Genomic DNA, 19302 nt, shown 5'->3' with positions numbered 1-19302 from the left:
TAGAACATTCCCACCGGTACGCGTTCCGCTTTCCGTGAGGGCTGAACCCTTGTCCTTCGGGCGGGGTCTAGGCTATGCCCACCTGCCGGAGATTACTTGTGTTTTTGTCGCGTCTGATTGTCGCCTGCCTTCTGGCTCTCGCCGGGACTGCCCATGCCCGCGAATACACCTACAGCGATGCGCACCTGCATTACGTGGATTTTTTCCAGGAAAGCGCCGGCATGGCGAAACTGCTGACGGCCATGAAAGAAAATTCCATCGAGCATGTGATGATTTCCGGCATTCCCGTGGCGAAGAAGTGGCACGAGGACGAACCCAAGCGCCCGCGCTATTACGCCGGTGACGACGCCGACGCCTATTGGTACAGCGCGACCGACGTGATCATTGCCGATGCGGTGCAAAAGCTGTCGCCGGAACAGCGCCAGTACTTCCATCCGTTCTTGTCAGGTTTCAATCCCAACGACAAAAACTCCGCCGCGCACATCCAGCGCATGCTCGACCTGTATCCGGGGCTGTGGCAGGGCATTGGCGAAGTGTTTACCCGGCACGACGATCTGACCGCGCTCACCGCGGGCGACACCCCGCGAGCCAACAACGAAGCGATGACGAAGATCTATCACCTTGCTGCGGAAAATGATCTGCCAGTGATGCTGCATTCCAACATCACCTCCAAACGTGAGAAAAATCCGCTGTATCTGCAGGAAGTCGAAGAGCCGCTGCGTAATCATCCGCACACCCGCTTCATCTGGGCGCATGCGGGCACCAGTGCGGAAATCCATCGGCATCAAAAGCAGCTGCCGTTTCTGCTGCCGACCCTGACGCGCATGCTTGAGGCTTATCCGAATCTGTTCGTCGATCTGTCGTGGAGCATGCTCACGCCTTACCTGCTGGATGAGCAGGGCAAACCTCGGCCAGAGTGGCTGGCGCTGGTGGAAAAGTACCCTGATCGCTTTATGCTCGGCTCTGACGTGGTAGGACGATTCAACAAACTCGGTCGGGAAATGCACAGCTATCGTCCGTTTCTGGATGCACTGACGGAGGCGGTGGCCCGGAAGGTTGCGCGGGATAACTTCCTGGCGATACTGCCGCGCGATACGCTCAAAAGCCCTGGCCAGCGCTGAAACATTAAGCCCAGCGCTTCGAACTAGCCGCTCGTCTGCCTATCGCCTTTTCGTCTTACGCAATTTAAGGGCAATGCCGATACCTTCTAAAGCAACCCGCTGCAGGCTGATGCAGCGTATCTGGAAGGAGCCCGTGTCATGAACATCCGTAATTTCAATATCGCCCCGCGCGCCGGCGTGGGGTTTGGTCTGTTGGCGGTGATGGTCTTCGCCCTTGGGGCGTTTGCCCTGCTGCAAATGTCGAACATGCGCGCGCAATCCGATGAGGTCGACAACAACTGGCTGCCGAGCGTGATGGCGGTCGGGGACATGAGTCAGGACATGCTGCGCCTGCGCGCCCTGACCATGCGCCTGCTGCTCAACCGAGACCCTAGGGCACTTGAGCAGAACGTCGCCAAGCTCAACGAGCTGCGCAATGGTCTGACCGAGACGCAGCGGCGCTATGAGGGGCTTATCGCCTTGCCTGAAGAGCGAGCGTTGTTCGATCGCTTCAAGGTCGCTGAACACAAGTACCTTGAGCTCCAGGCACAGGTGGTGCAGCTGTCGGGGCAGAATCGGGTAGCCGAAGCTTCAACGATTCTCAACGAGCAGATGAGCGCGCTGGCCGACGAGATCGCCGTCACCCTGCGCGAACTGGTCGATCTGAACAAGCACAATGCCAATCTGGCCACCGAGGCAGCACGCCAGGTGTTTAACCATTCACGGGTCTGGGTTGCCGCGATGATTGCGTTGACCGCGTTGATTACCATTGGCCTGGCCTGGCTGTTGACCCGCAGCATCGTCGTGCCATTGGGCCAGTCGCTCAGCGTGGCTGAAGTCGTCGCCGGCGGTGATTTGACCGGCGATATTCACATCGCTGGCAAAGACGAGCCGGCGCGGCTGTTGCAGGCACTCAAGAGCATGCAGCACAACCTCCGTGACACGATCCGGCGGATCTCCGAGTCGTCCACGCAACTGGCCTCGGCCTCCGAGGAACTGAGCAGCGTCACCGAAGACGCCACCCGCGGCTTGCATCAGCAAAGTCAGGAAATCGAGCAGGCGGCCACGGCGGTCAATCAGATGACCGCGGCGGTGGAGGAGGTGGCGAATAACGCGGTGGCCACGTCCGAGGCGTCGCGTGAATCCGATCGCATCGCCCGCCAGGGTCGCGAGCAAGTGCAGCAGACGGTGACATCCATCGAATTTCTCGCCGGCGACGTGACCCAGAACGCGGCCAAGGTCGAAGATCTGGCACAGAAGATTCATGGCATCAGCAAGGTACTGGATGTGATTCGTTCGATTGCCGAGCAGACCAATCTGCTGGCCTTGAACGCCGCGATCGAAGCGGCCCGGGCTGGTGATGCCGGACGTGGCTTTGCCGTGGTTGCGGATGAAGTGCGGGCCTTGGCTCATCGCACTCAGCAATCGACACAGGAAATCGAACAGATGATCGGCGGGATTCAGCAGGGCACCGATTCGGCAGTCAGTTCGATGCAGCAGAGCAATTCGCGCGCGCGTTCGACACTGGAGCTGGCCAAGTCTGCCGGCATGGCGCTGGAAGAAATAGCTTCGGCGTTTACCCTGATCAACGAACGTAATCTGGTGATTGCCAGTGCTTCGGAGGAGCAGGCGGCGGTGGCGCGGGAAGTGGATCGTAACCTGATGAACATTCGCGATCTGGCGATGCAGACGTCGGCCGGGGCCAATCAAACCAGTGCGGCGAGTCAGGAGTTGTCGCGGTTGGCGGTGGATTTGAACGGGATGGTGGCGCGGTTTTCGGTGTGAGTGTTTATTTCGAAAAGCCCCTCACCCTAACCCTCTCCCGGAGGGAGAGGGGACTAATCGTGCGATGCTTTGGAATCCATATTCGACTCGGTTTCTCAGGTCGATGGTTAGCGGCAGACACCTCGGTCGGCTCCCTCTCCCTCGGGAGAGGGCTGGGGTGAGGGGTAGGGCCGCCGCGCAGTATCATCGAACAGATAAACAAAAGCCCCGCATTCGCGGGGCTCTTTGTTCTGCTATGAATCAGCTGCCTTTGACAGCCTTGCCGTTGACCGTGCCGTCCTGGAGCATGATGTTGTACTCCTTGCCGTCGGTCTCGACCTGCTGCAGACGAACCAGCAGATAATCCCAATCCTTGGCGAACCACAGCACGGTGATGCGCTTGCTTTGTGTCGGATCGCGGACGCGTTCGACTTTGATCGCGTCGATCTTGCCAGCCTTGGTCTCGACTTTTTCCGAGCCCAGTACGCGGAAGTCATAAGTATCGACTTCGCCGTCATCGACCACTTGATAGCTCATGGTCTTTTTGCCGGCGGCCACGTCATGCTGCAGCGCCAGTTGATAGGTGGACTTGTCGACCATGCCGCGGTTCAGCGGGATCTTCACCGCGTCGCCACGGTCGGTGCCGGTGACCAGTTTGTTGTTCCAGTCGAAATCCAGATCAGCCTTTTTGGCTTTGCCCAGACCACCGCGTTCGAAGTGGTAGGACTGTGGCAGCAAGGTGTCCTTGTCCAGCGTCAGGGTGCTTTCTTCAGTCAGGCTGGCGATCATCATCGACGCCTTGAAGCTGAGCTTCCAGACGCCGTTGGCTTCCTTGGCCAGGCTGCGCTCGGCGGTGCCGCTCATGGGCAGTTGCTTCCAGTCGGCGGTGTAGCTGGCGGAGAACGGTTGAAGGTCCGCTGCCTGCGCGAAGGGCAGGGCAAGCAGAGCGCAAGCGAAGAGCAGGGCGCGACGCATAATATCTCCTAGATTCGAATCAAGTGGCCGCTGGCGGCGAGTAACTGCCCGTCCAGCACAGCACCGTGCTCCCCGAGTGCCAGCCTGCCTTCGGCAAACCAGCGTACCGCCATCGGGTAAATCCGGTGTTCCTGAACGTGGACGCGCTGCGCCAGACTCTGCGGCGTGTCGTGCAACTCTACCGGTAATACTGCCTGTACGACCAGTGGTCCGCCATCGAGTTCCTCAGTGACAAAGTGCACCGAGCAGCCGTGTTCCGTGTCGCCGGCCTCCAACGCGCGCTGATGAGTGTGTAACCCTTTGTATTTGGGCAGCAACGAGGGATGGATATTGAGCAGGCGACCCTGGTAGTGGCGGACGAAATTCGCGCTGAGAATGCGCATGAAACCGGCCAGTACCACGAGTTTCGGTTGGAATTCGTCGATCAGTTCGATCAGTGCAGCATCGAAGGCCTCGCGACCCTCGAATGCCTTGTGATCCAGCGAGCGGGTGGCGATACCCGCATCACTGGCGCGCTGCAGGCCGTAGGCGTCGGCGCGATTGGAAATCACTGCAGCGATGCGGACCGGGCTGTCGCCGGTCCGCGTGCTGTCGATCAGAGCCTGCAAGTTACTGCCGGTGCCGGACAACAGCACCACGACATCACAGGGTGCGGACATCAATGAGCCTTAAGGTTCTGCAGATCGACCTGGGCAGCGCCTTCGGCAGCCGCGGCGATCTGACCGATGACCCAAGGCTGCTCACCCGCGTCACGCAGAGTTTTCAGGGCCACTTCAACGTGTTCCTGAGCCACGCAGATGACCATGCCGACGCCGCAGTTCAGCACGCGGTGCATCTCGGTCTCGTCGACGTTGCCTTTTTCTTGCAGCCAGTCGAACACCGCAGGGCGGGTCCAGCTAGCGACGTCAACCACGGCTTGAGCGCCTTTTGGCAGCACGCGCGGGATGTTGTCGAGCAGGCCGCCACCGGTGATGTGGGCCATGGCCTTGACCGCGCCGGTGTCCTTGATCAGCTTGAGCAGCGGCTTGACGTAGATGCGGGTCGGGGCCATCAGCAGGTCGGTCAGCGGTTTGCCGTCGAGCTGGATGTTTTCGATGTCGGCGCCGGAGACTTCGATGATCTTGCGGATCAGCGAGTAGCCGTTGGAGTGCGGGCCGGACGATGGCAGGGCGATCAGCGCGTCACCGGTGGCGACTTTCGAGCCATCGATGATTTCGGCTTTTTCCACGACGCCGACGCAGAAGCCGGCCAGGTCGTAGTCTTCGCCTTCGTACATGCCTGGCATTTCAGCGGTTTCGCCGCCCACCAGCGAGCAACCGGACAGTTCGCAGCCGGCGCCGATACCGGTCACCACCTGGGCAGCAGTGTCGACGTTGAGTTTGCCGGTGGCGTAGTAGTCGAGGAAGAACAGCGGCTCGGCGCCGCACACCACCAGATCGTTGACGCACATGGCGACCAGGTCGATGCCGATGCTGTCGTGCTTGTTCAGGTTCAGCGCCAGACGCAGCTTGGTGCCGACGCCGTCGGTACCGGACACCAGCACAGGCTGCTTGTAGCCGGCCGGGATTTCGCAGAGGGCGCCGAAACCGCCCAGGCCGCCCATGACTTCCGGGCGCGCAGTGCGCTTGGCGACGCTCTTGATGCGTTCGACCAATGCTTCACCGGCGTCGATGTCTACACCGGCGTCCTTGTAGCTCAGGGAGGGTTGCTTGCTCATGATCCAGGCCTTTAGGGGAGGGGATTCAGGGGGTAACGACCGAGTTCAGCGGGAACATCGAAATCGAGGTGGCGGTGGCCTCACGCGAGTTTCGGGGTGCCCGGCTGTTGCCGGTCTGCGAAGGCGCGCGATTTTATCAGGCTTGAGGGGCAGCGGCCATCCTCGCACCGACGGGCAGGGCCATATCCGTGGAATTTTTTTACAATCCAGCGCCATGAACGTCTGTATAAGGTGTGGCCATTAACCGTCTATCGTTATCACTGTGCAAAAACTTACCGCCGCCGTGTGAATGTTTTGCGCAGGCCAAGGGTCACAGCCTTGCTCAAACGGTTCACGCGGCCTGTTCCAGCCGCTCCTGTCGACGGGAATTCTCCATGCGTTTTGTAAAATTCATGTTTGTAGGCTGTCTGTCGCTGCTCAGCCTGGCGAGTCACGCCGAAAATCTCAAAGGCCTTTATCAGGTGCGCCAGCCAGTCACTGGCCAGGCGCCGGAAGAACGCGATCGCGCCACGCAGGCGGCGCTCGACACGCTGGTGCTGCGTCTGACCGGCGACCCGAAAGCCCCGCAAAGTCCCGGCTTGGCGGCAATTCGCAAGGATCCGCAGCAGATCATCAGTCAATTCGGTTTCGATGCTGGTCCGCCGGAAGTGCTGAAGGTCGATTTCGACCCGGCGACCAGCGAACAGGCGCTGCGTCGCGCCGGGTTGTCCTTGTGGGGCGCCAATCGGCCGTCGATTCTCGGTTGGTGGCTGAACGATTCGACCGAAGGGTCGAGTCTGGTCGGCGATGGTCAGGCGGCCGCGACGCCATTACGTGCGGCGGCGCAACATCGCGGCTTGCCGCTGCGCCTGCCGCTGGCCGACCTGAGCGAGCAGTTGGTCGCCACCGCGCCGACACTCGAGGGCGCCGATGCTGCGCCGTTGCGCAGTGCTTCCGAACGCTACAACGCCGACGCCTTGCTGGCCGTGCATGCCCGTGAAGAAGGCGGGCAGTGGCAGGCCAAGTGGCGCCTGTGGCTGGGCGATCAGAAAGAAGCCGGCAGCGTGCAGGGTGCGGACCAAGCCGCTGTGGCCGATGCGGTGATGCTGGCTGTGGCCGAGCGCCTGGCGCCGCGCTTTGTGGTCAAGCCCGGCGCCGCAGGGCAGCAGACCCTCGAAGTGCAGGGCATGAATCTGGAACATTACGCGGCGCTGTTGCGGTTACTCGAACCGTTCGGCGTGCGTCTGCAAACTGTCGATGGCGATCGCATCGTCTACCGGGTCAACGGCAGTGCCGAGCAGTTGCGTGCGCAGCTGTCATTGGCGAAGTTGCAGGAGTTGCCGCCAGAAGCGCCGGCTCCGATGCCTGCGCCGCAGCCTGTGGAGGCCGGTGCTGCACCGGTGGCAGCGCCCGCTCCGGTAGCGGCGGCGCCGTCGTTACGCTTTCGTTGGTAAATCTTTCTTTATATAGAAGCAGGAGTGGTAAATGGCCGATACGCGGCGTTGGTTCTGGCTCGGTGGGGTAGTCCTGCTTTGCGCGTTTGTATGGTTGCTGCACCCGATCCTCACGCCGTTCCTGGTTGCGCTGCTGCTGGCTTATCTGTTCGATCCGCTAGTGGATCGTATGGAGCGCGCGGGTCTGTCGCGCACCTGGGGAGTCATCGCGGTGTTCGCCTTGTTCACCTTGATCGTTACTGCGCTGTTGCTGGTGCTGGTGCCGATGCTCGCCAAGCAGTTGCTGCGTCTGTACGAGCTGGCGCCACAGATGCTCGACTGGCTGCAGCACACCGCGGTGCCGTGGGCGCAGGCGAAGCTGGGGCTGTCGGACGGTTTCTGGAAGTTCGACAAGGTCAAGGCGGCAATCAGTGAACACATGGGCCAGACCACCGATATCGTCGGCGTGGTGCTGAGCCAGGCGACGGCGTCGAGTCTGGCGCTGATTGGCTGGCTGGCGAATCTGGTGCTGATTCCGGTGGTGAGCTTTTACCTGCTGCGCGACTGGGACGTGATGATGGCGAAGATCCGCAGCCTGCTGCCGCGTGATCGCGAGGAGCGCGTGGTGGCGCTGGCCGGCGAATGCCATGAAGTGCTCGGCGCGTTCGTGCGCGGGCAGTTGCTGGTGATGCTGGCGCTGGGTGTGATCTACGCGGCGGGGCTGATGATCGTCGGTCTGGAGCTGGGGCTGTTGATCGGCCTGATCGCAGGTCTGGCGGCGATCGTGCCGTACATGGGCTTCGTCATCGGTATCGGCGCGGCGCTGATCGCCGGTTTGTTCCAGTTCGGTGGCGATCTATACCCGATGGTCGGCATCGTCGCGGTGTTCATGGTCGGGCAGGCGCTGGAAGGCATGGCGCTGACACCGCTTTTGGTGGGCGACCGCATCGGCCTGCATCCGGTGGCGGTGATTTTCGCCATTCTCGCCGGTGGCGAGCTGTTCGGTTTTACCGGGGTGTTGCTGGCGTTGCCGGTGGCGGCGGTGATCATGGTCCTGGTGCGCCATGTGCACGACCTGTACAAGGATTCCGACATCTACAGTGGTGTGGACGAGCCGGAGGTGTAAGAGCGAAGGGCAACCCGGCGAACCGCCGGGTTGCCGCGTTTTCGGCAGGCGTCGGCGCCAAAGAATCTGTCAGGAAACCAAGGCGTTAACGCAAACCTTTGATTTTGCTTGGACTCTGTCGCATTGTGCGCTCAGCGTCACGGGTATAAACTTCGCCAACTTTACACAGAGGCCACTAACGGTTCCTTGGTAACCGTTCAGTCAGCATGAAACCGATTCAGCTGCCCCTAGGTGTGCGTCTGCGTGACGACGCCACCTTCATCAACTACTACCCAGGCGCCAATGCCGCTGCACTCGGCTATGTCGAGCGTCTTTGCGAAGCCGACGCCGGCTGGACAGAGAGCCTGATCTACCTGTGGGGCAAACACGGCGTAGGGCGCACGCATCTGTTGCAGGCCGCGTGCTTGCGTTTCGAGCAGATGGGCGAGCCAGCGGTGTACCTGCCGCTGGCCGAGTTGATGGACCGCGGCGTCGAAATCCTCGACAACCTCGAACAATACGAACTGGTCTGTCTCGACGACTTGCAGGTGATTGCCGGCAAGGCGGACTGGGAAGAGGCGATGTTTCACCTGTTCAATCGTCTGCGTGACAGCGGTCGGCGTCTGCTGATCGCTGCGTCGACTTCGCCACGCGAACTGCCGGTGAAACTGGCCGACTTGAAATCGCGCCTGACCCTTGCGCTGATTTTCCAGATGCGTCCGCTTTCCGATGAAGACAAATTGCGTGCGCTGCAATTGCGTGCATCGCGTCGTGGTCTGCACCTGACCGACGAGGTCGGGCACTTCATCCTGACTCGCGGCACGCGCAGCATGAGTGCGTTGTTCGATCTGCTCGAACAGCTTGACCAGGCCTCGTTGCAGGCCCAACGCAAGCTGACCATTCCCTTCCTCAAAGAAACCCTCGGCTGGTAAGCCGAGCCTGTCGTTCTGCGGGGTTCAAGGGCAGGACGGCATCTTTCAGGCGCCAGAAAATCCGCATTCCTGCATGGGTTGCAGGCTGCGTATCGGTTCAAATGGGCTTAAGCGCTTAGATGTAAACGAGAAACCGCCAAGTCACATAAAGTTCGATTGAATTTGCAAATGAGGACGATAGCGGGCATAGTCTCGGCTTCTTTACAACTATCAGCCACGGTCGTGCCCATGCTAAAGCGCTTCGCACCCCTCGTGCCTCTCGCACTCGTCACCCTGTTGTACGGTTGCGCTGCTCATTCTCCAGTTCAAGAGCAGCCTCAACAGGTTAAAAATTCCGCCACGGCCCAGTCTTCCGTTATTTATCAGGAAGAGCTGGACACCGAAAAAGAACTCAATGAATTCAACGGCAAGAAGCCTTATCAGCTTCCTGTTCTGGCCGACAGCATTCTCGAACGCGGCATGTCCCTGATCGGTACCCGTTACCGTTTCGGTGGTACCTCTGAAGCCGGTTTCGATTGCAGCGGTTTCATCGGTTACCTGTTCCGCGAAGAAGCCGGCATGAACCTGCCGCGCTCCACCCGCGAAATGATCAACGTTGATGCGCCGCTGGTTGCGCGCAGCAACCTTGAGCCGGGCGATCTGTTGTTCTTCGCCACCAACGGCCGTCGCGGCCGGGTCAGTCACGCCGGGATCTACCTGGGCGACAACCAGTTCATCCACTCCAGCAGTCGTCGCAGCGGCGGTGTTCGCATCGACAGCCTGGGTGACAGCTACTGGAGCAAGACCTTCATCGAAGCGAAACGCGCCCTGGCGAACGCTCCGACCGTGGTCACCGCGCGCAAGTAATTCCCTGTTGTCGCTGCGTTCGTGGCGATACTCAGGCTACCGGCAAACGGAGTAGACACAAACTTTACAAGGTGAAGTTAAAGTCTTACTTGAAGTTTGCCGCGTAGCCGCTAGAATCCTGAATCATATTGATGGCAAACCGCCTGCGTACAGACGCAGGCGGTTTTGTTTCTGTCCATTCGGCAGAGAAAGCCGCAGCCTGATCAGGATGTTCTGCTTATGACGATGTCGGCCCGCCTCACCTTGATCCTCTGCGCCGCGCTGCTCAGCGCTTGCGCCAGTCGTACACCGCCGCCAGCCCCCGTGGTTCGCGCGCCGATTGTGTTCGGTCCCTCCCAGGCTTTTTCTCCGGTGGCGGAAGACGTGCTGTTTCGCGCGCTCGGCCTCGTCGGCACGCCTTATCGCTGGGGCGGCAACACGCCGGATTCGGGTTTCGATTGCAGCGGCCTGATCGGTTTCGTCTACCGCGATGCCGCGGGGATCTCGCTGCCACGCTCCACCCGCGAAATGATCGTCATGCAGGCACCGAATGTCGGCAAGGAAGGCTTGCAGACCGGCGACCTGATTTTCTTCGCCACCAACGGCGGCTCGCAGGTCAGCCATGCGGGCATTTATGTCGGCGAAGGGCGGTTTGTGCATGCGCCGGCAACGGGCGGCACGGTCAAGCTCGACAGCCTGTCGAAGGCGTATTGGCAGAAGGCCTATCTGAGTGCCAAGCGGGTGCTGCAGCCCGGGCAGTTGGCGCATAACCCTTAATTCAATCACACAAAATTAAATGTGGGAGCTAGCCTGCTAGCGATCGCGGAGTGTCAGTCACATTGATATCGACTGGTCTACCGCCATCGCTAGCAGGCTAGCTCCCACAGTGGTTTGTGTCAGGCGAAAGTTATTTTGTGGCCGACACGCGCCACACTTTGTTGCCGACATCATCCGCTACCAGCAACCCGCCTTGCGGGTCGATCACCACGCCCACCGGGCGGCCCAGCGCGTTCTCGTCCTTGTCGAGGAAGCCGGTCAGCACATCCACCGGCGTGCCATTGGGTTTACCGCCACTGAACGGCACGAAAATCACTTTGTAGCCGCTGTGCGGTTTGCGGTTCCACGAGCCGTGCTGGCCGATGAACGCACCTTCCTTGAATTGCGCCGGCAACGTGTTGCCCTCGGCGAAGGTCAGGCCCAGCGAGGCGGTGTGCGGGCCGACCGCGTAGTCCGGGACGATGGCCTTGGCCACCAGATCGAGGTTCTGCGGCTTGACCCGTACATCGACGTGCTGGCCGTAATAGCTGAATGGCCAGCCATAGAAGCCGCCGTCCTTGACCGAGGTGATGTAATCCGGCACCAGATCGCTGCCGATCTCGTCACGCTCGTTGACCGCCGTCCACAGCGCGCCGCTGGTGGGCTCCCACGCCAGGCCGTTGGGGTTGCGGATGCCCGAGGCGAAGATCCGGTGATTGCCGGTCGCCCGATCGACTTCCCAGATCGCCGCGCGACCCTCTTCCTGATCCAGGCCATTTTCGCCGACGTTGCTGTTCGAACCGACGGTGACGTAGAGCTTGCTGCCGTCCTTGCTGGCGATCACGTTTTTGGTCCAGTGATGGTTCAGCGTGCCGCCCGGCAGATCGACGACCTTGATCGGCTGTGACTTGATTTCGGTGGTGCCGGGCTCGTAATTGAAGCGCAACAGGCGATCGGTATCGGCCACGTACAGATCGTTGCCGACCAGGGTCATGCCGAACGGCGAATTAAGGTTTTGCAGAAACACCGTGCGCGTCTCGGCCACACCATCCTTGTCGGCATCGCGCAGCAAGGTGATGCGATTCGGGCTCGGTACGCCGGCGCCCGCCTTGCCCATGACCTTTTTCATCACCCAGCCACGAATGCCTTTGCTGTCGTCCGGTTTCGGTGGCGCATTGGTTTCGGCCACCAGCACATCCCCATTGGGCAGCACGTACAGCCAGCGCGGATGATCGAGGCCTTCGGCGAACGCGGCGACCTGAGTGCCGGCCGCGGCTGTTGGTTTTGCCCCCTCGGGCCAGCCGATCGCCGGGGCGATGTTCACCGTCGGGATCAGGGTCTTGTTCGGTTCCGGCAGTTTCGGCGACGGGCCAGTGCCGTCGGAGACTTGCAGGCTAGAGGTTTCGCCGCAGGCGCTGAGCCCGCCGGCGAGGGCGATGACGAAAACGAGGTGGGGCTTGCGCATTGCTGATCTTCCCTATGAATGCATTCCTAACCATAGAGGAGGGCGCAAGCCCGATGGTTCAACTGCTCAACCGCGGGCTTCCTTGAACAGCACGGCAATGCCCGGGTGATAGTTGCCCGCTTCGCTGTGCAATTTGCGGTAGGCATAGGGGAAATACCAGGCCACGGCGCAGGTGTGTCCCTTTTGCAGATCGTCGACCATGTCCTGCAGCTCTTCGGGGCTGGCGCTGTGCTGGGCTTTTTGCGGGGCGACGAACAGGCAGCCGAGTTTGAGATCGCTGGCATAACTGGTGCGTTTGGCGTCAGAGGTTATATCGGCCAGGGCTTGGGTCAGGTTGAGGTTGTTGACCCGTGGCCAGCGCTGTGTGGCTTGAATGAAGGCGCGGTCTTCGCTGCCGGCGATAAACAGATCGGCGCGGGCATTGCGCTCGCCGTCTTCGTTCTGTTTGCGGGTGACGGTGTCGTTCAAGGTCACCAGTTCGGCCATCCAGGCTGCGGCCGAAAGCAGGCCGAGGTTGGCTTTCTCATCATGCCAGTACGGCGTATCGCCGTCGCCGCGCACGGTGTTGTAGCGGTCGATACAGTCAAACCAGCGTTCAAGCACCGGGCGCAGGAATTCCAGGCGCGGGTTGCTGATGATCATGCCTTGCATCGTCATCGTCCTTATTGTTGTGGTGTGCTTTTTCGAGAAAAGCATGGCTCTTTGATATCACTTGTCACAGTCTGGCACAAGATTGCCCGCAGATAATTGATTGGTGGCAGTTTCTCGCCCGATGGCCGCCTCTTTAATTGACGCTCCACCCCCAACCCTCTAACCTTCGCCGCTTGTTTCAGGTGCTCTGTGACCTGCGTCGACAGAGTGAAACAGGGAAGCCGGTGAGGGTGGTCTTCACGCGAAGCCACGACGATCCCGGCGCTGCCCCCGCAACGGTAAATGAGTGAACACTGCGTTCAATGCCACTGCTCAACAGCGGGAAGGCGCGCAGTCTGGCCTACGCCGCTCATGAGCCCGGAGACCGGCCTGATCCATCCAGCGGCATCACGGTGGGCGATGCCAGGCTTTTTGCCGTCTAATCTTGTGCCTGCCCGCCGTTTACCCGTCTCAACGGAGAGCTCCCCATGACCGATTCCCCCGAGCGCGACGAACGCCATCTGGCGCGCATGCAGCGTAAAAAAGCCGTGATCGACGAACGCATCGCCAATTCGCCCGACGAGTGCGGCCTGGTGCTGGTGCTGACCGGCAACGGCAAAGGCAAAAGCAGCTCGGCCTTCGGCATGCTCGCCCGCGCCATGGGCCACGGCATGCAGTGCGGTGTGGTGCAGTTCATCAAGGGCCGCAACAGCACGGGCGAGGAGCTGTTCTTCCGCCGCTTCCCCGAGCAAGTGCGCTTCCATGTGATGGGCGAAGGTTTCACCTGGGAGACCCAGGATCGCCAGCGCGATATCGCCGCCGCCACGGCGGCGTGGGAAGTTTCTCGCGAACTGCTGCGCGATCCGTCGATCGGGCTGGTGGTGCTCGATGAATTGAATATCGCCCTCAAGCACGGCTATCTGGATCTCGATCAGGTGCTCAGCGATTTGCAGGCGCGGCCGCCGATGCAGCACGTGGTGGTTACCGGTCGCGGCGCCAAGCCGGAAATGCTCGAGATGGGCGACACGGTCACGGAGATGGGCATGCTCAAGCACGCCTTCCAGGCCGGCATCAAAGCGCAGAAAGGCGTCGAACTTTGAATCAGCCCCGTCACTGCCCGGCCGTCCTGATTGCCGCGCCGGCTTCCGGCCAGGGCAAGACCACCGTCACCGCCGCGCTCGCCCGTTTGCATCGCAATCAGGGGCGCAAGGTCCGCGTGTTCAAATGCGGCCCGGACTTTCTCGACCCGATGATCCTCGAGCGCGCCAGCGGTGCGCCGGTCTATCAACTGGACATGTGGATGGTCGGCGAGCAGGAAAGCCGTCGCCTGTTGTGGGAAGCCGCCGGCGACGCGGACCTGATTCTGATCGAAGGCGTGATGGGCCTGTTTGACGGCACGCCGTCGAGCGCTGATCTGGCGCGACACTTTGGCGTGCCGGTGCTCGGGGTGATCGACGGCACCGCCATGGCGCAGACCTTCGGTGCGTTGGCGTTGGGCCTGGCGAAATATCAGCCGGACCTGCCATTCGCCGGAGTGCTGGCCAACCGCGTCGGCACCTTGCGTCATGCGCAATTGCTTGAAGGCAGTCTCACCGAAGGCCTGCGCTGGTACGGCGCCTTGTCGCGTGAGACCGGTATCGAGCTGCCGAGCCGCCATCTCGGCCTGGTACAGGCCAGCGAACTGAATGATCTGGACCTGCGCCTCGACGCTGCCGCCGACGCACTGGCCAGCAGTTGCGAAGTCGCCTTGCCGCCAGCAGTCGAGTTCGCCGCGCCGGATGTGATTGCTGCCGAGCCGTTGTTGAACGGCGTGCGGATCGCGGTGGCCCGCGATGAGGCATTTGCCTTCACCTACGGCGCAAGCCTCGATCTGTTGCAGGCGATGGGCGCCGAGTTGAGCTTCTTCTCACCGATCCGCGACACGCAATTGCCCGAGGCGGACAGTCTGTATCTGCCGGGCGGGTACCCCGAGCTGCACCACGTTGCACTGGCACAGAACACTGCAATGCTCGAGGCGATCCGTGCACACCACGCGGCGGGCAAACCGCTGCTGGCCGAATGCGGTGGCATGCTGTATCTGCTCGATTCGCTGACCGATGTCGAAGGCACCCGTGCTGAACTGGTCGGGTTGTTGCAGGGCGATGCGGTGATGCAAAAGCGTCTGGCGGCCTTGGCGCTGCAGGCGGTCGATCTGCCGGAAGGCTCGTTGCGCGGGCACACGTATCACCATTCGCTGACGACCACCGAGCTGACGCCGATTGCCCGTGGGCTGAGCCCGAATGGCGGGCGCGGGGCCGAGGCGGTTTATCGTGAAGGGCGGATGACAGCTTCTTATGTGCACTTTTATTTTCCATCGAACCCGACTGCGATTGCCGCGCTGTTTGTGCCTGATTCTGAAACCGCTATCGCTAGCAGGCTAGCTCCCACATTGGACGGTGTAACACCTGACGAAACGCAATCCCCTGTGGGAGCTGGCTTGCCAGCGATGGGGCCATGACCGACAACGCATTTTCCGACGCCGAACGCCAGGCGGTTTACCGAGCCATCGCTGAGCGCCGCGACATGCGCCATTTCAGCGGCGGCACCGTTGAACCGCAACTGCTACAGCGTCTGCTCGAAGCCGCCCATCAGGCGCCAAGTGTCGGCCTGATGCAGCCGTGGCGCTTCATCCGCATCAGCGACCGCACCCTGCGCGGGCAGATCCAGCAGTTGGTGGAAGCAGAACGCGTGCGCACCGCTGAAGCCCTTGGCGAGCGCAGCGACGAGTTCATGAAACTCAAAGTCGAGGGCATCAATGACTGCGCCGAAGTACTGGTGGCGGCGCTGATGGACGATCGCGAAAAGCACATCTTCGGCCGGCGCACGCTGCCGGAAATGGACATGGCTTCGCTGTCCTGCGCGATCCAGAATCTGTGGCTGGCGGCGCGTGCCGAAGGATTGGGCATGGGCTGGGTGTCGCTGTTCGAGCCGCAAGCGCTGGCGGATCTGCTGCAATTGCCGCCGGGCGCCGAGCCGCTGGCGGTGCTTTGTCTGGGCCCGGTCAAGGAATTCTACCCGGCGCCGATGCTGGTCCTCGAAGGCTGGGCGCAGGCGCGTCCGCTGAACGAATTGCTGTACGAAAATTATTGGGGAGTGAGTCAATGAGTGTGGCGTTGTTGAGTGTCGCCGCAGTGGCGCTGGATGCGCTGCTCGGTGAACCGAAACGCTGGCATCCGCTGGTGGCGTTCGGCAATTTTGCCGGGCGCATCGAGCAACGTTTCAACGCCGGTGGCCGCGGCTGGCGCAGCCATGGCGTGACCGCGTGGGTGATCGCGGTGCTGCCGCTGACGCTGCTCGCCACGGCGTTTTCCTGGGCGCCTTATGTTGGCTGGGTCGTGGAGATTGTTGCGCTGTATTGCGCCCTCGGCATGCGCAGCCTCGGCGAACATGTCGCGCCAGTGGCTGCGGCATTGCGCGCGGAGGATCTGACTGAGGCGCGCACTCGCGTCGGCTATCTGGTCAGCCGCCAGACCGACGAACTCGACAGCAACGCCGTGGCCCGCGCCGCCACCGAATCGGTGCTGGAAAACGGCAGCGATGCGGTATTTGCTGCGCTGTTCTGGTTTGTCGTCGCCGGTGCGCCGGGCGTGGTGCTCTATCGCTTGAGCAACACGCTGGACGCGATGTGGGGCTATCGCAACGAACGCTTCGAGCGCTTCGGCTGGGCGGCGGCGAAAATCGACGATGTGTTGAACTACATTCCTGCACGGCTGGTGGCGCTGACCTACGCGCTCCTCGGCAAAACCCGCCTCGCACTCAAGTGCTGGCGTACGCAGGCGCCACAATGGGACAGCCCCAACGCCGGCCCGGTGATGGCGGCTGGCGCTGGCGCACTCGGCGTCGAGCTGGGCGGGCCGGCGATCTACCACGGCGAACTGCACGAACGCCCGCAACTCGGTGAAGGCGCTCCCGCCGATGCCGATTCCATCGAGCGCGGCTGGCAATTGGTCCAGCGCGGGGTATGGTTATGGCTGCTGATTCTTTGCGTGGGGGCTGAATTCTATGCTTGAGCACGGTGGCCGACTGCGCAAGGCGGCACACGACTACGGCATTGCCGAAGTCGATTGGCTGGATCTGTCCAGCGGCCTGGCGCCGTGGCCTTTTCCGATCCCGGAGATCCCCTTGCGCGCCTGGGCTCGCTTGCCGGAAACCGACGATGGCCTGGAGCAGGCGGCGTGCGATTACTACGGCGCCTCGCAAGTGCTGCCGGTGGCCGGTTCGCAGATGGCCATCCAGTTGCTGCCGCGCTTGCGTCGTGCCGGCAAGGTCGGCGTGTTGTCGCCGTGCTATGCCGAACACGCCGAGGCGTGGCGGCGCAGTGGCTATATCGTCCGCGAAGTGCTGGAGCAGGAAGTCGAGTTCTTTCTCGACAGCCTCGACGTACTGGTGGTGGTCAACCCGAATAATCCGACCGGCCTCAGCCTGACCCCGGCGCGCCTGCTCGACTGGCACGCGCGGCTGGCCCAGCGCGGCGGCTGGCTGGTGGTCGACGAAGCGTTCATGGACAACACGCCGCACTTGAGCCTGGCCGCGCATAGCCATCTCATCGGCCTGATCGTGTTGCGCTCGTTCGGCAAGTTTTTCGGTCTGGCCGGGGTGCGCCTGGGCTTCGTGCTGGCCGAGCGCAAGTTGCTCAAACTGCTCGCCGAACAGGTCGGACCGTGGGCGGTCAGCGGGCCGACGCGGATGCTCGGTCAGGCGTGTCTGCAAGACACCGAAAATCATACGCGCCAACGGATTCGCAGCGATGAAGCCAGCGAACGACTGGCGGCATTGCTCGAGCGCTACGGTTTCAAGCCGCAGGGCGGCTGCGCGCTGTTTCAGTGGCTGATCACCGAAGACGCCGAAACGCTGCACGATTTCATGGCCCGGCGCGGCATTCTCCTGCGTCTCTTTGCTCACAACAGCAGCCTGCGTTTCGGCCTGCCCGGCGATGCCGCCGATGAGCTGCGACTCGCACAGGCCTTCGCCGCCTACCATAAGGAACACCCATGACCACGCTGATGGTGCAGGGCACCACGTCGGATGCCGGTAAAAGTACGCTGGTGACGGCGCTGTGTCGCTGGGCGACCCGTCAGGGCGTCGCGGTGGTGCCATTCAAGCCGCAGAACATGGCGCTCAACAGCGCGGTGACGGCGGACGGCGGCGAGATCGGCCGGGCACAAGCGGTGCAGGCGCAAGCCGCGTATCTCGAACCGCACACCGACATGAACCCGGTGTTGCTCAAGCCCAACAGCGACACCGGCGCGCAAGTGATCATCCACGGCCGCGCGGTGACGACGATGAACGCCGTCGCCTATCACGACTACAAAGCCATCGCCATGCAGGCGGTGCTGGAATCGCACGAACGCCTAAGCGCAGCGTATCCACTGGTGATGGTCGAGGGCGCGGGCTCGCCGGCCGAGATCAATCTGCGTGCCGGCGACATCGCCAACATGGGCTTTGCCGAAGCGGTGGATTGCCCGGTGCTGCTGATCGCCGACATCAATCGCGGCGGGGTTTTCGCCCATCTGGTCGGCACTCTGGAGTTGCTGTCGCCGAGCGAGCAGGCGCGGGTCAAGGGTTTCATCATCAACCGCTTTCGCGGTGACATCGCCTTGCTGCAACCGGGCCTTGACTGGCTCGAGCAGCGCACCGGCAAACCGGTGGTTGGTGTATTGCCGTATGTGCTGGACCTGCACCTTGAGGCTGAAGACGGCATTGACCAGCGTCAGACCGACAAGGCTGAGCAGGTGCTGAAAGTCGTGGTGCCGGTGCTGCCGCGCATCAGCAACCACACCGATTTCGATCCGCTGCGTTTGCATCCGCAGGTCGATCTGCAATTTGTCGGGCCGGGACAGACGATTCCGCCTGCGGACCTGATCATCCTGCCGGGCTCGAAAAGCGTGCGCAGCGACCTCGCGTATCTGCGTGGCAACGGCTGGGAAACCGCGATCAACCGGCATCTGCGCTACGGCGGCAAAGTGCTGGGCATTTGCGGCGGCCTGCAAATGCTGGGCGAGCAGGTCCACGACCCGTTGGGCCTGGAAGGTGCAGCAGGTTCCAGCGCCGGGCTGGGTTTGCTCGCGTTTGAAACAACGCTCGAAGCCGAGAAGCAATTGCGCAACGTGCGCGGGCGGCTGGCGCTGGAAAACGCGGAAGTCAGCGGCTATGAAATCCATGCTGGCGTCACCCGCGGACCGGCGCTGGAGAACGCAGCAGTGTTGCTGAATGACGGTCGTTGCGATGGCGCGCAGAGTGCTGACGGCCAGGTATTCGGCACCTATCTGCATGGCTTGTTCGAATCGCCCCAGGCTTGTGTGGCGATGTTGCGCTGGGCCGGGTTGAGCGATGTGCAAACGGTGGATTACCACGGCTTGCGCGAGCGCGACATCGAGCGTTTGGCGGATCTGGTGGAGCAGCATCTGGATACCGGGTTGTTGCGTGAGCTCTGTGGGATTTGAGGTGAATGCATCGCTAGCAGGCTAGCTCCCACAGGGTTTCGCGTCGTATACAAAGGTCATGAACAACCGCTGTTCACTGTGGGAGCTAGCCTGCTAGCGATGACTGCAGCCGCCTCAATAAATAACTTTCAGGATGTTC

The 19302-nt window shown here is 61.7% G+C and carries 18 protein-coding genes, 1 pseudogene and 1 riboswitch; of the genes and pseudogenes, 14 read left to right on the top strand and 5 right to left on the bottom strand.

All coding sequences use genetic code 11. From position 1 onward, the window contains the following. The first annotated feature begins 74 nt into the window (after positions 1 to 74). The 3 genes and pseudogenes from J3P75_RS19600 (at position 75) to J3P75_RS19590 (ending at position 2885) form a co-directional block, all read left to right on the top strand. Positions 75 to 1121, top strand: coding sequence for an amidohydrolase family protein (locus J3P75_RS19600; RefSeq protein ID WP_434707873.1), 1047 nt, complete (start codon positions 75 to 77; stop codon positions 1119 to 1121). Positions 1122 to 1259: 138 nt separating this feature from the next. Then, positions 1260 to 1982 (top strand): annotated as a pseudogene (locus J3P75_RS19595) (MCP four helix bundle domain-containing protein); the annotation flags it as partial. Positions 1983 to 2021: 39 nt separating this feature from the next. Next, entirely contained in the window at positions 2022 to 2885 is an 864-nt protein-coding gene (locus J3P75_RS19590) for a methyl-accepting chemotaxis protein (protein WP_434598439.1), read from the top strand. Positions 2886 to 3125: 240 nt separating this feature from the next. On the opposite strand, the gene J3P75_RS19585 is transcribed toward J3P75_RS19590, so the two are convergent. From J3P75_RS19585 to purM, 3 genes are read right to left on the bottom strand one after another with little or no spacing between them, the layout of a single operon-like run. Beyond that, complete coding sequence (locus J3P75_RS19585) at positions 3126 to 3839, bottom strand: DUF3108 domain-containing protein (RefSeq protein WP_090282429.1); 714 nt, start codon at positions 3837 to 3839, stop codon at positions 3126 to 3128. A gap of 8 nt (positions 3840 to 3847) precedes the next feature. Then, positions 3848 to 4498: a phosphoribosylglycinamide formyltransferase gene (gene purN / locus J3P75_RS19580; protein ID WP_434707872.1), complete on the bottom strand. Its 651-nt coding sequence runs from the start codon at positions 4496 to 4498 to the stop codon at positions 3848 to 3850. After that, on the bottom strand, positions 4498 to 5556 hold the full coding sequence (gene purM / locus J3P75_RS19575) for a phosphoribosylformylglycinamidine cyclo-ligase (protein ID WP_047600249.1): 1059 nt from the start codon (positions 5554 to 5556) through the stop codon (positions 4498 to 4500). The genes purN and purM overlap by 1 nt, the downstream gene beginning before the upstream one ends. 374 nt (positions 5557 to 5930) lie before the next feature. Here purM and J3P75_RS19570 point away from each other — a divergent pair, with 374 nt between their 5' ends. The 5 genes from J3P75_RS19570 (at position 5931) to J3P75_RS19550 (ending at position 10607) form a co-directional block, all read left to right on the top strand. Continuing rightward, positions 5931 to 6989 (top strand): DUF2066 domain-containing protein, encoded by a 1059-nt coding sequence (locus tag J3P75_RS19570; RefSeq protein ID WP_434707871.1) that lies wholly within the window; start codon positions 5931 to 5933, stop codon positions 6987 to 6989. A gap of 31 nt (positions 6990 to 7020) precedes the next feature. After that, on the top strand, positions 7021 to 8094 hold the full coding sequence (locus tag J3P75_RS19565; protein WP_434707870.1) for an AI-2E family transporter: 1074 nt from the start codon (positions 7021 to 7023) through the stop codon (positions 8092 to 8094). A gap of 206 nt (positions 8095 to 8300) precedes the next feature. Further along, complete coding sequence (gene hda / locus J3P75_RS19560) at positions 8301 to 9005, top strand: DnaA regulatory inactivator Hda (protein WP_007919828.1); 705 nt, start codon at positions 8301 to 8303, stop codon at positions 9003 to 9005. A gap of 228 nt (positions 9006 to 9233) precedes the next feature. Next, positions 9234 to 9851, top strand: a complete 618-nt coding sequence (locus J3P75_RS19555) for a C40 family peptidase (RefSeq protein ID WP_090282434.1) — start codon at positions 9234 to 9236, stop codon at positions 9849 to 9851. A gap of 219 nt (positions 9852 to 10070) precedes the next feature. Beyond that, positions 10071 to 10607, top strand: coding sequence for a C40 family peptidase (locus J3P75_RS19550; RefSeq protein WP_016773700.1), 537 nt, complete (start codon positions 10071 to 10073; stop codon positions 10605 to 10607). A 130-nt stretch (positions 10608 to 10737) separates the two neighbouring features. Here the strand turns inward: J3P75_RS19550 and J3P75_RS19545 are convergent, their stop codons facing one another. Together J3P75_RS19545 and J3P75_RS19540 are read right to left on the bottom strand one after the other, a co-directional pair. Next, positions 10738 to 12051 (bottom strand): PQQ-dependent sugar dehydrogenase, encoded by a 1314-nt coding sequence (locus J3P75_RS19545; protein ID WP_434707869.1) that lies wholly within the window; start codon positions 12049 to 12051, stop codon positions 10738 to 10740. 66 nt (positions 12052 to 12117) lie between these two features. Beyond that, on the bottom strand, positions 12118 to 12702 hold the full coding sequence (locus J3P75_RS19540) for a hypothetical protein (RefSeq protein WP_434707868.1): 585 nt from the start codon (positions 12700 to 12702) through the stop codon (positions 12118 to 12120). Positions 12703 to 12865: 163 nt separating this feature from the next. Beyond that, a riboswitch (cobalamin riboswitch) is annotated at positions 12866 to 13089 on the top strand. An 80-nt stretch (positions 13090 to 13169) separates the two neighbouring features. Here J3P75_RS19540 and cobO point away from each other — a divergent pair. The 6 genes from cobO to J3P75_RS19510 are packed head-to-tail and all read left to right on the top strand — an operon-like array spanning position 13170 to position 19163. Next, positions 13170 to 13781 carry a cob(I)yrinic acid a,c-diamide adenosyltransferase gene (gene cobO, locus J3P75_RS19535; RefSeq protein ID WP_258450034.1) on the top strand — a complete coding sequence of 204 codons (612 nt, stop codon included), beginning with the start codon at positions 13170 to 13172 and terminating at the stop codon, positions 13779 to 13781. Next, the gene (locus tag J3P75_RS19530; RefSeq protein ID WP_434707867.1) at positions 13778 to 15178 is read left to right on the top strand and encodes a cobyrinate a,c-diamide synthase; all 1401 of its coding nucleotides are present in this window, start codon (positions 13778 to 13780) and stop codon (positions 15176 to 15178) included. The genes cobO and J3P75_RS19530 overlap by 4 nt, the downstream gene beginning before the upstream one ends. Beyond that, the gene (bluB, locus tag J3P75_RS19525) at positions 15175 to 15825 is read left to right on the top strand and encodes a 5,6-dimethylbenzimidazole synthase (protein ID WP_434707866.1); all 651 of its coding nucleotides are present in this window, start codon (positions 15175 to 15177) and stop codon (positions 15823 to 15825) included. The genes J3P75_RS19530 and bluB overlap by 4 nt, the downstream gene beginning before the upstream one ends. Next, positions 15822 to 16730 (top strand): adenosylcobinamide-phosphate synthase CbiB, encoded by a 909-nt coding sequence (cbiB, locus tag J3P75_RS19520; RefSeq protein WP_434707865.1) that lies wholly within the window; start codon positions 15822 to 15824, stop codon positions 16728 to 16730. The genes bluB and cbiB overlap by 4 nt, the downstream gene beginning before the upstream one ends. Then, positions 16723 to 17715, top strand: coding sequence for a threonine-phosphate decarboxylase CobD (cobD, locus tag J3P75_RS19515; protein WP_434707864.1), 993 nt, complete (start codon positions 16723 to 16725; stop codon positions 17713 to 17715). The genes cbiB and cobD overlap by 8 nt, the downstream gene beginning before the upstream one ends. Next, positions 17712 to 19163 carry a cobyric acid synthase gene (locus J3P75_RS19510; RefSeq protein WP_434707863.1) on the top strand — a complete coding sequence of 484 codons (1452 nt, stop codon included), beginning with the start codon at positions 17712 to 17714 and terminating at the stop codon, positions 19161 to 19163. Before cobD ends, J3P75_RS19510 begins: the two co-directional genes overlap by 4 nt. Positions 19164 to 19302: the final 139 nt, after the last annotated feature.

The sequence above is a fragment of the Pseudomonas sp. R1-1 genome (assembly GCF_051132135.1).
Lineage (GTDB): Bacteria > Pseudomonadota > Gammaproteobacteria > Pseudomonadales > Pseudomonadaceae > Aquipseudomonas.
This window is presented reverse-complemented; position numbering and strand designations above follow the sequence as displayed.